Origin of the sequence: Flavobacterium litorale (assembly GCF_019613795.1) — a bacterium.
GTDB classification, from domain to species: Bacteria; Bacteroidota; Bacteroidia; order Flavobacteriales; family Flavobacteriaceae; genus Flavobacterium; species Flavobacterium litorale.
In genome coordinates this window covers 621,361-636,428 of sequence record NZ_CP080429.1, presented here as the reverse complement: position 1 = coordinate 636,428, position 15,068 = coordinate 621,361, and the positions used below count along the sequence as shown (strand labels likewise).

The following is a 15,068-nucleotide window of genomic DNA, read 5'->3' as shown; positions in this document are numbered from 1 at the left end:
GTTTTAATTTAATAGCCGGGGCACATAATGTGCTCCGGCTTATTAACATTTTTATATTATGAAGAAAAATTACACTATACTTATTATAGTAACCCTATGCCTATGCACGCAAATACTACAGGCGCAAACATGGCAATGGGCAAAAAAAGGAGGAAGCTTTGATGATGTACAGGACAAGGAAAAAGTAGAATCGATGATTACTGATACCGATGGTAATTTGTATATACTAGCCCATGTAGGCGAAACCAATTTAGAAATAGATGGTGTGAGCAAAACAGCTTTTGGAAACCCTGATTATATGATTGCTAGTTTTGATTGCGAGGGTACTTACCGATGGTCTAGCATTATAGGAGGAGCGGGATTTGAAAGAGTAGCTCGGTTACAAACCGATGCACAAAACAACATTTACGTAGCAGGAACATTACAACGAACCTCTGAGGTAATGTTTGGAGGCGAAACCGATACGACATACACCCTCCCTTATTCAACACAAAACAACCAACACAAACAAAACCTATTCTTAGCAAAATACAATTCCGATGGTGTATTTCAGTGGGTTACGTTACCCCAAGCAGATGACGTAACACAAATAGATGCACAAGGGCACAGCATAACCAAAGATTTTCAGGTAGATGCCGAAGGAAACGCCTATTGGTTATGTACTTTACCACAAGGTACGTATGCTAATGGTGCTTTTGAAAATACAACGGAAGGCGATAACTTATTTGTGCTACAATACAATACTTCGGGCGCTTTTGTAAGTGCTAACCCGTTAGATATGCAAACAATAGGCTTTGGTCCTATATTTAAAATGGTACAAAATCATACTACAGGTACACTATACATAGGCGGCTATTTGCCTTTCGGAGCCACAGCACCCGTAATAGGAGGTAGCACTGTTAACAGCTTTATGTTTTTAGCAGCATTTGATGCCACTGGAACATATTTATGGAAACACGAAAACAGCCATGAATTTGATGGTGTTATTGAAGATATGTATGTTGATGCAACAAACAACCTTTACGTAACGGGAGGGACATCAAACGGCGATACGTTTGCAGGTGCAACATTCAACTCTGAGAATTTAGGAACATTTCCGTTTATACTAAAACTTAGTGCTACAGGCGAGCTTATATGGAGTACCAATGCTACAACCAGTAATAGCTCCACCAGAACCAGCAGTATTGTAGCAAGCACTACCGAAGTAGGTGTAGTAGCAGGGCATGGCAATATAAATTGGGATGGCGAACTATTATCTATAGAGAATAACTCGGGTTACGATGTTATGTTGGGTAAATTTAATGCTAACGATGGTAGTATTATAGGACTATATACCTTAGGTAGCAACTTTGGTGCTATAGATGACGGTACAGCAGTAGCAACCGATAATTTAGGTAATTTTTATGTAGGCGGACGATTTCAGGGACAACTTTTTGTAAACGACGAAACATTAGTAAACGGAGCACAAGGTTGGGATTTTTTCTTTGCCAAACACGGTACTGATAATTGCGATTGTGCTTTGCCAGAACCCGATTTCGGATTCGCGCCCAACGATGCTAATGGAGGTATATTTAGCTTTAATTACAGCGGTACAGAACCATACGATACTATTTCGTGGAGTTTTGGCGATGGCGCATCTTCTGATGAAGAAAACCCAACGCATGCCTACGCCACACCTAACACTTATACGGTTTGTGTAACGGTAACCAATGCATGTGGTAGTAATCAGTACTGCGATGAGGTAACCGCCACTCCTTTACATACCGATAATTTTACGAACGAAATATTTAGTGTATACCCAAACCCTAGTAAAGACTTATTTACAATTACCGCCACCCAAACATTGCAGTACAAATTATATTCTGTTTTAGGTGCTGAGGTAGCTACAGGCTATTTTTACAAAGGCGAAAACAAACTGAGTACTATTACATTTGCCAATGCGTGCTATCTGTTAAAAGTTACAAGTACTAATGGTACAACAATTACAGTACGTTTGCTAAAAATGTAATATTACACGTTAGTTATAAACGTAGTGTACCCCCACGCCTATAAGTTATAATTTACATTAAGCAACCTTTAACTGGTTTAAGGCAAATGCCTTTTAGTATATCTTAATCAATATGGTCTTATACCTTATTTATACGGGCTATACAATAGTTATGCTTAGTTTGCAATAACTTAAAAAACAAAAAGCCTTACAGCAATGTAAGGCTTTTTTTGGTGTGGTCCCACTTGGGCTCGAACCAGGGACCACCTGATTATGAGTCAGCACTACTTTATTTTCAAATGTTTTTATTACCTTTGATTATCAGTGTTTTGAGAGGTTTTATTCTTCAAAAAGAACCATGAAAAACCATATAGATACAAAATTTGCGTGCAAACTGCGTGCAAATTTTTAAATCATTAATCCCTCATCAATGGCAACCACGATAGTGCTTTCACTCGATAAGCGTAGAAAAAGAAAAACCATAGCCATTCCGCTACACTATTTTCTCGAAGAGAAATATTGGGATGAAAAAAACTGGAAAACATTATTGATGGGCGTATATACTATACCCGTAAGAAAACACATCGCCCTTACACTATTAAAATATCGCATGCTCTTCATGAGGTATTGAAATACTACATAAAAGATAAGCAAAAAGAATCGTTTATATTTCCTATACTCAAATCTGATTCATTAGAAAACCAATACAAGAGGATTCAGGAAGCAAGAAAACGCTATAATAAAAACTTAAAGCATTTAGCGGATTTAGCAGGAGTAGAAGAACAATTAACAAGTTATGTAAGCCGTCATACATTTGCTTCTCTTGCCAATAACAAAGGTATTCCTGTTTCCGCTATTTCAGAAATGCTCGGACATGAAAGTCTTAAAACCACTCAAGTTTATCTAGATAGTCTTTCCAATACCGCCTTGGATGCTTATAATGACATGATCATTGAGATTTAGTGATGTTGTTTTTTCATATATAAACAGATAGAAAATGAAAAAATATAATCCAAAATTTAAGAGTTTACAACCCTGAGGTCACGGGTTCAACTCCCGTCTTTGCTACTACAGTGTAAAGGCTTTTAGATTTATCTGAAAGCCTTTTTTAGTATCCTACCCCATGCATTACTTAATTGGAACATTGGTAAATACATTGCTACAAGTAAAACAGCAATCAATGCGCCTACAAACAGTATTATAAATGGTTCTAAAACAGTAGATAGAACTTTTAATTTTTGCATAACTTCATTATTATATTGTTCGTTTAACTGATTGAATATGTACTCAGTTGGGTTTCTTCGGCTACTTTTACAAGCGAAATAATTCTGTTATCAAATAATTTATTATTTTTTAAACTGTCGCTCAAGTTTTCAGCTTTCATATTGTTTGCTTTTACCTTGATTAGGGCTTCTTTTGACGGCACAAATCGTATCATTTTAGTAACCATCTGGATACTGTTTAGTATAGGGACTTTCGATGTAATAAGTAGCGTAACCGCCTGCGCAAATTGTGCTAGGTATATTTTACTTATAAAAAGTCCCTGCAAAAGGAATTTTTAGCATTAGGTAGGTAGTACAACAAGCATTTCTTGTAAACTGAAAGAAGGTAGCTTATTTATCTGCTTTTTCATTGCCTTTCTATATTTTTTTGAAAATTTCGTAAGCATAGTGAAAAATTGCTGCTAATATAAATTTATAGAAAAACTCTATTCACCAAAACACAATTATTAACACACAATTAACGTTAGTTAATTAATGAATAGTATTAATTGAAATATTTTTGCACGATTCAAAAAAACTGACCAATGAATAAAAGGCTCTTAACATTTTTATTTACTTTTTCGATAATAGCTTTAGCAAAAGCTCAAGACGCTCCTAAACTACCAGAAATCATTCCCCCGTCACCAACAGTTGCTAATTTAATGCACTTTGAAGAAGTACCTGTTGATATGCACACAGGACAACCTAATATAGCTATACCATTAGCGTCTAAGAATTTAGGAGCGGGTCTTACCTTACCAATAGCACTCCGCTATTCTACATTAGGTATACGCCCTCAAGACCGTTCGGGTTGGGTAGGAAAAGGCTGGTCACTTGAAGCAGGAGGGACTGTTTCGAGAACAGTACGTGGTGGAATTGCTGATGAAAAGCAAGACGAAGGAGAAGGTTCCCGATCAATTGGTCTTTTTCATCATAATAGTAACGTATGGAATTCCTTTCTTTCAGACCCCGCCTCTTCGGTTGGCTCTGATGATTGCACTAGAAACGAATTTTTATGGAATGCCAGTGGTAAAGACCCTGAAAAACCATGGGATTCTCAACCCGACCTATTTCAATATAGTGTACTCGGACTAAATGGTCGTTTTGCAGTAGTAAAGGAAAACGGAATATTAGTACCTAAATTATTAAATTTAGAAAATAAGGTAAAAATTACTTTAAATTACACAAATGATTATGTTATAACAGGTTTTACAGTTATCGATGCCAATGGTATCAAATATCGTTTTGGAGACGGTGCCATAGAAACAACACGTTCTAGATCCGCATCAATAGTATATCCACAACAGCCAATTCAAACTGGGGTAGGTGGTAATCCAAGTTTAAATCCTTTAGATGGTTATGGTCTTGGAGGTAATTTGGCGCTAAGAGGAGGTATAATGCCTGATATAAGCCCTGTAGTTGTTTCAACCGTATCTGCTTGGCATCTTGTATCAATAAAAACTAGCAATGATGAGACGTTAGCTACTTTTACTTACACCGATAGCCAAGAAAATTATTCTACTACTCCTAGTCGAACAGAAAACAGAATTACCTCTCCATCTAGCAGTGCCATGAACACTCTACTCGGGAATTCTGCTAATATACAGTACTTACGTCCTGAACGTTCTCAGTCTTGGACTATTATCGAAGTGGATACAAAAAAATTAAATTACGTTTATTTTAGGGATGGAACTCAATTTGAGTTTAAAGTATCAAACCAAGGTACCAATCCAGAAAACAACGGTGTTTATCTGGAACAAATCTTATTAAAAAGGAGTGCTGCCGATGTATATCAATCAATAACTCTGCATCATGGTACCAAAACTACTAAGACAATTGAAAAAAAACCAAATGGAGCGTATCATCGAATTGAGGATACTGATAGCAGAAGACTATGGCTAAACGGAGTAACCATAGGTTCTTTACTCGACCCACAAGAATACCTATTTGAATATTTTGATAACGATAATTTTCAGTCTATAACTTCAGGCAATCTTGATCCATGGGGCTATGAAAACGGTGATTTTAGAGAAGTTTTACATGATATTCACGAACTGTTCTATTACGATTATAGTGCAGTAAAAAGAGGGGTGTTAACTAAAATAACTTACCCAACTGGAGGGAGCAAACTTTTTGGTTTCGATTCTAATACTTTTACATATGAAAAAGGGAACAAGTTTTTGGATAGCTATCATTTGAACCCTCTAAATGAAAATAGTGACTCTAAATATTCTGATTCCGCTTTTCAAGTTGGAGTGGCTGACACCAATTATACAACCCATACTGATGATGGAGTATCAATTCTTATTACTCACCCTCAGCGTATTAAGGTTGAGGTTAATATTACCGCAAACATACAGCATCAAGATAAATTAAGCCTAGAAATTACGGGCGGTAGCTACAACATATCCTATGATTTAGCTGATGTTGACAACCATAACGGTTTTATTTACGTACCCAAGGGGTATTTAACATTTAAAGTTGTGATAAGTAATACTAGCGTACTTATAGACGATGCTGATGCAGGGTCGATTGTACAAGGCTATACTAATATAAACTACCGCAAACAAACTAAAATAAATGGTTACTTATTTGGTGGAGGTGTAAGAATAGGAGGCATTTCTTTTGTTGATAAATCTTTTGACCAGGGTGGTGAGATAAGAAAAACAATAAATTATGATTATCATTTTGTTGGAGACAGTATTCGCAAAGATACATTAATAGGTCAAGGTATTAATCCTATCACGGGAGAGCCTAATATGACAATAATCGAACACATTGTTAAATTCAACGCTTCCAATGGAGTCACTGAAGGAGCACACGATATTGTAAAAAACTATAATTCTTCGGACAGGAGATTCTTACACAATAGTGGTGACAACAGCCTTGTAGGAGGTTTCATGCCACGAACAATAACTTATAATGTAATTACTAATGAGCCCGTTGTATTTTTAGCCAAAGGAGGAAATTATGTTACATATCGTTCAGTAAAAGCAATCGAAGGGGGATATACTCGCGAAGAAATTATACAAGATTTGGATACAGATATTGTATCACATATACAATCCTATTATCCCAAAGGATATACGCAATATAATTATACTTCTGCTTACGATGCTCCTTTAGATCCGATCTACTACACTTACCCTTATAACGAACCCCCAGCGCGTGATTATAAGCGTGGGCTCTTATTAAAAACAACGGTAATGGATAATTCAGATCAGAAGCTGCAAGAAACCATTAATACCTACGATGAAGACACTATTGTTGGGGATGCTGTTTTCTCATTAAATATTTACAAACCACTACATGATGATTGTGAGTGGATTGTTTTTTATGATACTTGGGAAAGCTATAATACGGGGCTTCCAGGAATACCAATGCGACCTCAGTGCGATGCATCAGGTGCTATAGGAGGGCAAGCAGATTGTTTTATAGAAGACCAATACCAAATTTGTGACTTTCTGGGTGATCCTAATGATAATAATAGTTGTACTACTTTTGATCATTACAAATACGTAAGAAACGACATTGAATCTCGCAAAGCAGTATTACAACAAACACAAAACATACAGTATTATCGTGATAATGGCGTTGAAACTTCAAAAAGCACCCTAACCACCTACGAATACAATACAGCAAATTACCAAATAAAAAGCCAGACCAGTATAGTAAACCAAGGCAATGAGGTTAACGAATACAAAACAACCTACGATTACCCAGTACCAGCACCAAGCCAGGGTGGATACGATAGTAGTTTGTTTACAGATATTGAAGAGGATGTAATAGACGAAATGATAACTAAAAATATTATTAACGCCCCTATTGTAGTAGCCAGTTATAAAAACAACGAGCCCTTACAAAAAGTAATTACCAAGTATAGCAATTTTAATGGACTATTATTACCCAGCAAAGCAGAAACCATAAAAGGCACAGGTATAGTAGGCGATGAACGAATAGAATATCACCAATACAACGAACTGGGTAACGCAGTAGAAGTATCGCCAACCTTAGGCACACATACCTATTACATATGGGGGTACAACGGCACACTACCCATTGCAAAAATTGATAATTTTAGCACAAATAACCTAAACACGACGATATCTGATGCTATTACTATTGCAAAAACAGCCTCCGATAATCATGTTCATTCAGATTCATCTACGTTAATGGCTTTAGAAACAGCACTTGATAATTTGCAATCAACATTGTCCAATTATCAGGTTACAACCCTAATTCACGATGCCGCTAGAGGCGTTGTTTTAAGTGTTAAAGATCCAAGAGGCATTAAAATAGAGTACAAATACGATGCCTTTGGTCGACTTACCAAAGTAATAGACCATGAAGGAAACGTACTCTCTGAAAACGAATACCATTACCGAACAGAGCCAACAGAATAATCTTTACAATATGTTATTATTACAATCAACAAAAAACCAATTCATGAAAAATATAGTATATATTCTGTTGTTACTCCCAATACTTGGATTCAGCCAAACAGAAACAGAGAACTATGTTAAGTCCATGACCTATCGTACAGCCCATAGTGCTACAGCAGTTCAAGACACCTCAAAAGCACGTACCAATATCACCTACTTAGATGGCTTAGGGCGTCCAATACAACAAATAGTAGCCAAAGCATCAGGCAACGAAAAAAATATCGTTACCCATATCGAGTACGATGAATTCGGAAGGCAAATAAAACAATATTTACCCTATGCTTCCTCCAGTTCCGACTTTGATTATGAGCCAAACGCACTTACCAATACGCAAAATTTTTATAATACACCCAAATACGAAAACACACAAAACCCGTATAGCCAATCCTTTTTAGAAAACTCCCCGCTAAACCGCACCCGTAAACAAGCTGCACCTGGAAACCCATGGGAAGGAACAATTGATATTGATAACAATGTTGATAATGATGACGACCATACAGTAAAAATAAAATATCAACTCAATAAGGCAGCCGAAGTAAGATACTTTGACGTAGCCTTTGAAGAAGAAAACAGTATTGAAAACCCCGAAAAACCCAGATTAGTATATAAAAACTACTACGACGCAAACCAACTGTACAAAACCATAACAAAGGACGAAAACTGGGTGCCTGCCGATGGCAATAACAAAACTACCGAAGAGTTTACCGACGATATGGGCAGAGTAGTTTTAAAAAGAAATTACGATAACGACCAACCCCACGATACCTACTACGTATACGATAAATTCTCGAATTTAACCTATGTAATCCCACCACTTGCTGCCGATCAAATCGTACAAGAAACATCCACATTACTCAACCCAGGGAATAATTATCCGTGGACAAGCCTTTCCCAAGTAGATGCGCAACTGGCACAAGATTATGGGCGTTACTTACAAGACTACGAAAACGCCGAAATACTCAACCTCGATTTAATCGACCAGTATGGAGGACAAGGCGGCTTCTCTGTTACCCCACAGTCAGATGGTACACTGACTATGAGTATTAATATAGCCACCAGTACCCCCATGCCCTATCGTACAGGTATTATTTTAGACCTAAAAGATATCGGTACCTTTCAAGACACCGAAATTGGTAGAGTATCAGGTACAGGCTACAGTTACACCTTTATCATAAAAGGCAATACCATCGAGGTACAAGGAAACGGCGATGTCCCCTCGTTAAACACCGCCTTTAACAGTGCGCAGCAGCTCTCCTATAGCATGAACTACCCATGGACAGCGTTTTGCAAAGCCGATGCCACAGTAGCACGCGATTACGAAAATGACATTGCAACATTAGACAATAGCGAAATACTTACCACCTATACCCCAAACCCCTACGGCGCTATGGGCGGTATAGCCATAACCGTAGACGAAAACGATGCCGTTACCCTTGCCATAAACCTATCCTCAACCACACCGTTAGAGTTTAACCAAGGTAACGTAATAACACTACCGTTACAACGAAGCCTACCCGATATGGATTTTGGTGTTATTGGTGGAGCAGGTTACAATTACGGAATATCCATAAAAGGGAACGAACTCAACATCACAGGCTCAGGGCAATTCAACAACGTAAACTTCTCGGGTAATTTATTGAACGATGTAACCTTTAAAGTACGATTCGGTACATTATACGGTCTATGCTACATCTACCATTACGACAGTCGTAACCGTGTAATAGAAAAACACATCCCCGATGCAGGTTGGACGTATATTGTATACGATAAGCTAGACCGCCCCATAGTAACCCAAGATGAAAACCAACGATTAGAAGATGAATGGCTAACAACAAAATACGATGCTTTAGGGCGAGTAGCCTATACAGGAATATATTACAAACCAGGAACAACTCGAGAGATTTTACAAGACGGTGCAAATGGTGTAACGAGCCCTCAAGAACTTTACGAGACCTTAACAACCCCTTTAACTACAGAGGGAGTTAGTTTTGATTATACCCAAGTAGCAGCAAAACCTGGTATATTACGAAATATCTTAACCGTTAGCTATTACGACGATTATACTACCGATACGGATGGTATTACAGTACCAACTACAGCTACCATCCCTCAAATTAGTACCGTAACCAAAGGCTTACCCACTGTAACCAAAGTGCGCGTGTTAGAAAACAACACCGTAAATGTAGGCAATACCCATTGGATAACTACTGTAAATGCCTACGACGAGAAAGGACGCTCCATATGGAGCCATAGTAAAAACAACTATTTAGGTACTGAGGACATTACCAAAACCAGTCTCGATTTTACAGGACAAGTAACCCATACCGAAAGCCAACACAAACGCACAGGATTCCCCGATTTAGTAGTGTACAACCGTTTTGATTACGATACCCAAGGCAAGCTGCTCGACCACAAACAATCGCAAACCCCACAAAGTGGATGGCAAATAGGACCCTATACCCACGTAATAGCCCAAAACCATTACGACGAACTAGGGCAATTAGCACAAAAAGGCGTAGGAGGAAAAGACAACGGTACCCTTAGCTACATACCCCTACAAACCGTAGATTATACCTACAACATACGCGGGTGGCTAACCAGCATAAACAACCCTGATATGCCTGTAACCAACGATTTGTTTGCCTTTAAGATAAATTACAACCTAAACGAAGAAGTAAACGCCATACCGCTATACAACGGTAACATAAGCGAAACCTTTTGGCGCAGCCGTACCGACAACATACGCAAAGGCTACTTTTACCATTACGATGCGCTAAACCGCATCCAACTCGCCCAATACAAAAACGGCGTAGATCGCTCGCCCGCCAACTACAGCACCAGCCAAATAACATACGACAAAAACGGAAACCTAAAAAAACTAAACCGAAAAGGACTAGTAGGCGGCGCGCTACCCCCTACGTACGACACCATAGACGGACTCATTTATGCCTATTTTCCCGATAGCAACCAACTCCGCTACGTAAACGACACCGCCAGTGCCACCGAAGGTTTTAAAAACCGTGCTACAGGCAGCGACCAAGATTACAAGTACGACCCCAACGGCAACATGGTAATGGACCTTAACAAAGGCATAGGTGAAGTAGAAGCCGAACAAATACAATACAACCACCTTAACCTGCCCACCCACATAACCCTAACAGGCGAGCAAGTAGGTACCATACACTACGTTTACGATGCTACAGGCACCAAACTACAAAAAACGGTAGCCCAAGGCACAGCAACCACCATAACCGATTATGCCAATGGTTACGTATACGAAAGCACAGATAACAACGCACCCGTACTACAATTTTTTAGCCACCCCGAAGGTTACGTAACAGTACCAGCAATAACCCCAGCAGACCCAAATTACCCTGAAAGCTTACCGTATTATAACACCAACGACTTTGAGTATGTGTACCAATACAAAGACCATTTGGGTAACACCCGCCTGAGCTATAGCGATGCCGATGACGACGGTACCATAAACGATGCCAGCCGCTACCTTGTAGAGGACAGTTTTGAAACCCAAGGCAGTTGGACAGGCTTTAGCAGCTACCCTACTGGAAAACTTCGAACAGGTAGCTACTCCGCACGTATTGACAATGAAACCGATATTGAGAAGATTGCCTATATGAATGATTGGATCGATATCGACATAACCCAACCTACAGAATACACCTTCTCTGCATGGGTGTACACCAACGGACCCCGAGCCGAGTTATTCTTGTACATGCAAGACGAGAACACCACTACAGGACCCAGCGCAACCTCCCAAATACAACAACCTCCAACTACGTTGAATGATTGGGTATATGTAACAAAAACCGTAATGGTACAACCCAACATAAAAAAGCTTAAATTGCGTTTGGATAACGATGGGCAATTAACTTCCAATACTACGGGTTACACCATTTGGTTTGATGATGTGGAATTGAAAAAGACCAACATACAAAGTGAGATAATAGCCCAGGACGATTACTACGCCTTTGGAATGAAACACAGAACAATAGGGAATGTAATAAACGGAGGGAATCACCTTGCTCAGAAATATATGTATCAAGGGCAAGAACGTCAAGATGAATTAGGGCTAAACTGGGATAGCTTTAAATGGCGTAACTATGATTATGCCATAGGAAGATTTATGTGTGTTGACCCGCTGGCGGAAAAATACGTTTATAATTCTACTTATGCTTTTCAGGAAAATAAGCTAGGTTTAGGAGTAGAGCTTGAAGGACTAGAGATGACATCTGAAAGATCTGAAGATGGTAAATCTATTACTTTAACCATAAGAGTTAAACCTGTAAATAATGTACCTTTAAATGATAAGGGTGAACAAATGCTAACAAATGAACAGTTCCGATCACTAGTTGAAGCTAGAAAAGCCCAAACAATAGAGTCTTTTAATGGCAAAACGGGTGAAGGAACAACTGTTAACACTAATATTATTGAAAGTGAAGATGCTACATTAATTTGGGAATACAACACAGAGCTACATGGAAAAGGAGTAGAGTCAGATGGTAAAAGTGCTGCTGGACACACGGATGAAATTGGAAATACACAGGAAAATTTAATGGAAGTAAATGTCCTTACAATATTTGGAACTGATGGACAAGGGCATATTAATGTTTCGAAAGAAAATGGTCGTACTAGTGCTTCTAAAACAGGAACACATGAGGACGGACATATGGGGGGCTTGAAGCATCCTGAAGATTATGATTATAGTCCAAGTGTTAGAAAATTACATCAAGAAATAAATGTTGACGGGACTAATAATCTTATGACACAAGGCATTAATGCAACGAATATAACTCCACTTCAACGATCAGTTATTATAAACACAGTTGAAGAACAACAGACCCAATAAAAATCTTAACAAATAATAATTATGAGAAAATTTGTTTTATACTCACTATTTATTTTTTTATACAGTTGTTCCTCTCCTCAAATAAAGTTTTCTGAGTATAAGGAAATGATTATTATGAGTGATGACAGTAGAAATTTGGTTTTAAATGATTTAGATGCTAAGGATTCTATTTATTCTCTCATTTATTTTACAAGTGTTTTTAAAGAAGATTTAATAAAAGTCGAGAATGGTGATAAAACTATATTTAATGATACTATAAAAAGTGATGAGTCTTTAGGACTCGCTGAGGTAATACGAATAAATAATACTTTAGATGTAAAAATTACTGATATGAGTTTAAATTATTCATTTAATCTAAAAAAGAAGAGCAATATGAACTATAAATATATTTATATCGAAAGAAAAAGATATGAAGATAATAAGTATGTAGTTATTTATAGTAATAGTATGAGAGCTTTTTATTAGATAAATGAGTTTGTTAATTGTTAAAATCAGTAATCTTTACATCTAAAGTACTAATTGTTGTTATTGACCTCAAAGCTTTAAAATGAGGCAATATAGAGACGGTCTTTCGGCAACGGATTTAGGTTATCCTGCTGATGGCTATACACATGAAGAGGGCAATACTCAAAGTAACGTTACCGAAGTAGACATGACCAGTATTTTTGGAAGAGATTTAAATATACCTGTTGACGAAAATGGAAATATAGATGCCAGTAGGTAATGGTTTAAATTAGTTGATAGTGAATAAATAATTGTTATTTACTGAAAACCAATAAATTAAAATAAGGATAGGATTAGAAAAAGGTGTACAATTATGTACACCTTTCTATTTTAAACACAATTAAAGGCTTTAATACCCATTTTTATCACCTTTGTGGTTTCAATTAGTTGATAGAAAAATTATGAAATGTACAAGCTGTAAAACATTAGCTGTGAAAAATGGAAAACAAGCCAATGGAGAGCAACGTTATTACTGTAAAAATTGTAGAAAGAGTTTCCAAAAAGCGTACAAATATAAAGCCTATAAGTTGGAAACAAATGCATTAATAAAGAGCCTGCTAAAAGAAGGTTGCGGTATAAGGAGCATCTCACGAATATTAGAAATATCGAATAAAACAGTGCTTTCGAGAATGCTAAAAATAAGTGGTCAAATAAGACCTATGAATTTTACTAAGTTAGGTTGTAAATTTGAGATTGACGAATTATGGAGCTTTATAGGTAACAAAGCCAATGTAACATGGATAACCTATGCTATAGAGAGAACTACCAAAAATGTTGTTGCTTTTTTTGTAGGCAACAAATCAAAAGAAAATATCAAGCCCTTAATTGATAAAGTTTTATTACTAAATCCAAGCAGTATTTACACCGATAAGTTGAATATCTATCCCAGTCTGATTCCCAAAACAACTCATAAACGATTTCGATATTGCACTAACCTCATTGAAAGAAAAAATCTCACTTTAAGAACACACATTAAAAGACTAACTAGAAAAACAATCTGTTTCTCAAAAAGTAAGATTTATCTAGAAGCACACTTGAAAATTTATTTTTGGGGATGATGTATTAAAAAACTATGACAGTTTAGACCATCTTATTTTGAGAAAAGACCATCACCATAGGTACCATATCAGACAGAGCGTTAGCATATTCTCTGACCAAACTTCACTATAGCGAAGTTATCACCATTTTTACCCCATACTTTACCCGATTTAAAAACCACTGCTTCCACACTATAACGATTTTCTTTTTTCCCCGTCTTTAACTTGGTAAACGTATCTATAGCCACTTTATCCCGTAACTCTTTAGATTTGGTTTTACTCATCTGCATATCCTTGTCGTAATTCAAGTTCTGCACCTCCACATAATGTTTTCCGATCATTTGAGAAGCCCATTCATTAGTGTCAAAATCAGCATTAGAACAGAAGATTTTAAGATTAATATTCCCCAGCAGACTTTTAGCCCTCGCTTCCGGTTGGTTATTCCCCATTACAAACCGCAAATTATTGATATTCTGAGTGATATAAACAGAAGCAACCCAAGAACTACGCGCGGTCAACTGAAACATACTATCAGTCAACGGATTACAAAAGTTTTGATACTCGTCAATCCATAAAGCCATAGGTTTCGGGTTGGTTTCCCTTTCAATATTACGGCGTTCCAAAGCCTGCTGAAAAGCTGTTTTTATAATGGTTGCCGCATAAGTGCCTGCTAACCCATAGGCTTTAATCGGAAAATCAATAATGACAATCTTATTGTTGGCGATACAATTCTCAGGGATTAATTCATCACTCAATCCCCCTGTAAAATGACGCCGTAAAATACCGTCATTCAAGAAAGGCTCTATAATCCCCATAAAGGATTCCACAACAATACTTCTTGTTTTTTCCGAGAGCAGGGCAAAATCGTTCAACCAATACGTTTTCAATAATTCAAAATCCTGCTGCTGTTCTTCAGATAAATCAGTTCCGTTTATTTTTTCCAACAGCCCAAGAAAGAAGTTGGATTGT

General features: G+C 37.4%; 11 protein-coding genes. 8 read left to right on the top strand and 3 right to left on the bottom strand.

The genetic code is table 11. From position 1 onward, the window contains the following. Positions 1-58: 58 nt before the first annotated feature. From K1I41_RS02795 to K1I41_RS02785, 3 genes are all read left to right on the top strand, one after another. Complete coding sequence (locus K1I41_RS02795; protein WP_220641164.1) at positions 59-2,008, top strand: PKD domain-containing protein; 1,950 nt, start codon at positions 59-61, stop codon at positions 2,006-2,008. A 409-nt stretch (positions 2,009-2,417) separates the two neighbouring features. After that, complete coding sequence (locus K1I41_RS02790) at positions 2,418-2,618, top strand: hypothetical protein (protein WP_220641163.1); 201 nt, start codon at positions 2,418-2,420, stop codon at positions 2,616-2,618. After that, positions 2,522-2,950 (top strand): tyrosine-type recombinase/integrase, encoded by a 429-nt coding sequence (locus tag K1I41_RS02785; RefSeq protein ID WP_220641803.1) that lies wholly within the window; start codon positions 2,522-2,524, stop codon positions 2,948-2,950. The genes K1I41_RS02790 and K1I41_RS02785 overlap by 97 nt, the downstream gene beginning before the upstream one ends. A 128-nt stretch (positions 2,951-3,078) precedes the next feature. Here K1I41_RS02785 and K1I41_RS12430 read toward each other — a convergent pair whose 3' ends face one another. Continuing rightward, positions 3,079-3,231, bottom strand: coding sequence for a hypothetical protein (locus K1I41_RS12430; RefSeq protein WP_255566958.1), 153 nt, complete (start codon positions 3,229-3,231; stop codon positions 3,079-3,081). Between the two features lie 23 nt (positions 3,232-3,254). Beyond that, positions 3,255-3,536, bottom strand: a complete 282-nt coding sequence (locus K1I41_RS12425; RefSeq protein ID WP_255566957.1) for a type II secretion system F family protein — start codon at positions 3,534-3,536, stop codon at positions 3,255-3,257. A gap of 258 nt (positions 3,537-3,794) precedes the next feature. Between K1I41_RS12425 and K1I41_RS02775 the strand changes: the two genes are divergently transcribed. The 5 genes from K1I41_RS02775 (at position 3,795) to K1I41_RS02755 (ending at position 14,120) form a co-directional block, all read left to right on the top strand. Continuing rightward, positions 3,795-7,652 (top strand): RHS repeat protein, encoded by a 3,858-nt coding sequence (locus K1I41_RS02775; RefSeq protein ID WP_220641162.1) that lies wholly within the window; start codon positions 3,795-3,797, stop codon positions 7,650-7,652. A 43-nt stretch (positions 7,653-7,695) separates the two neighbouring features. Then, positions 7,696-12,558, top strand: coding sequence for a DUF6443 domain-containing protein (locus K1I41_RS02770; RefSeq protein ID WP_220641161.1), 4,863 nt, complete (start codon positions 7,696-7,698; stop codon positions 12,556-12,558). A gap of 21 nt (positions 12,559-12,579) precedes the next feature. Continuing rightward, on the top strand, positions 12,580-13,023 hold the full coding sequence (locus K1I41_RS02765) for a hypothetical protein (protein ID WP_220641160.1): 444 nt from the start codon (positions 12,580-12,582) through the stop codon (positions 13,021-13,023). An 82-nt stretch (positions 13,024-13,105) separates the two neighbouring features. Continuing rightward, positions 13,106-13,282: a hypothetical protein gene (locus tag K1I41_RS02760; RefSeq protein ID WP_220641159.1), complete on the top strand. Its 177-nt coding sequence runs from the start codon at positions 13,106-13,108 to the stop codon at positions 13,280-13,282. Between the two features lie 181 nt (positions 13,283-13,463). Beyond that, complete coding sequence (locus K1I41_RS02755) at positions 13,464-14,120, top strand: IS1 family transposase (RefSeq protein ID WP_220641158.1); 657 nt, start codon at positions 13,464-13,466, stop codon at positions 14,118-14,120. Positions 14,121-14,200: 80 nt separating this feature from the next. Here K1I41_RS02755 and K1I41_RS02750 read toward each other — a convergent pair whose 3' ends face one another. Then, positions 14,201-15,043 carry a type IV secretory system conjugative DNA transfer family protein gene (locus K1I41_RS02750; RefSeq protein ID WP_220641157.1) on the bottom strand — a complete coding sequence of 281 codons (843 nt, stop codon included), beginning with the start codon at positions 15,041-15,043 and terminating at the stop codon, positions 14,201-14,203. Positions 15,044-15,068 lie beyond the last annotated feature (25 nt).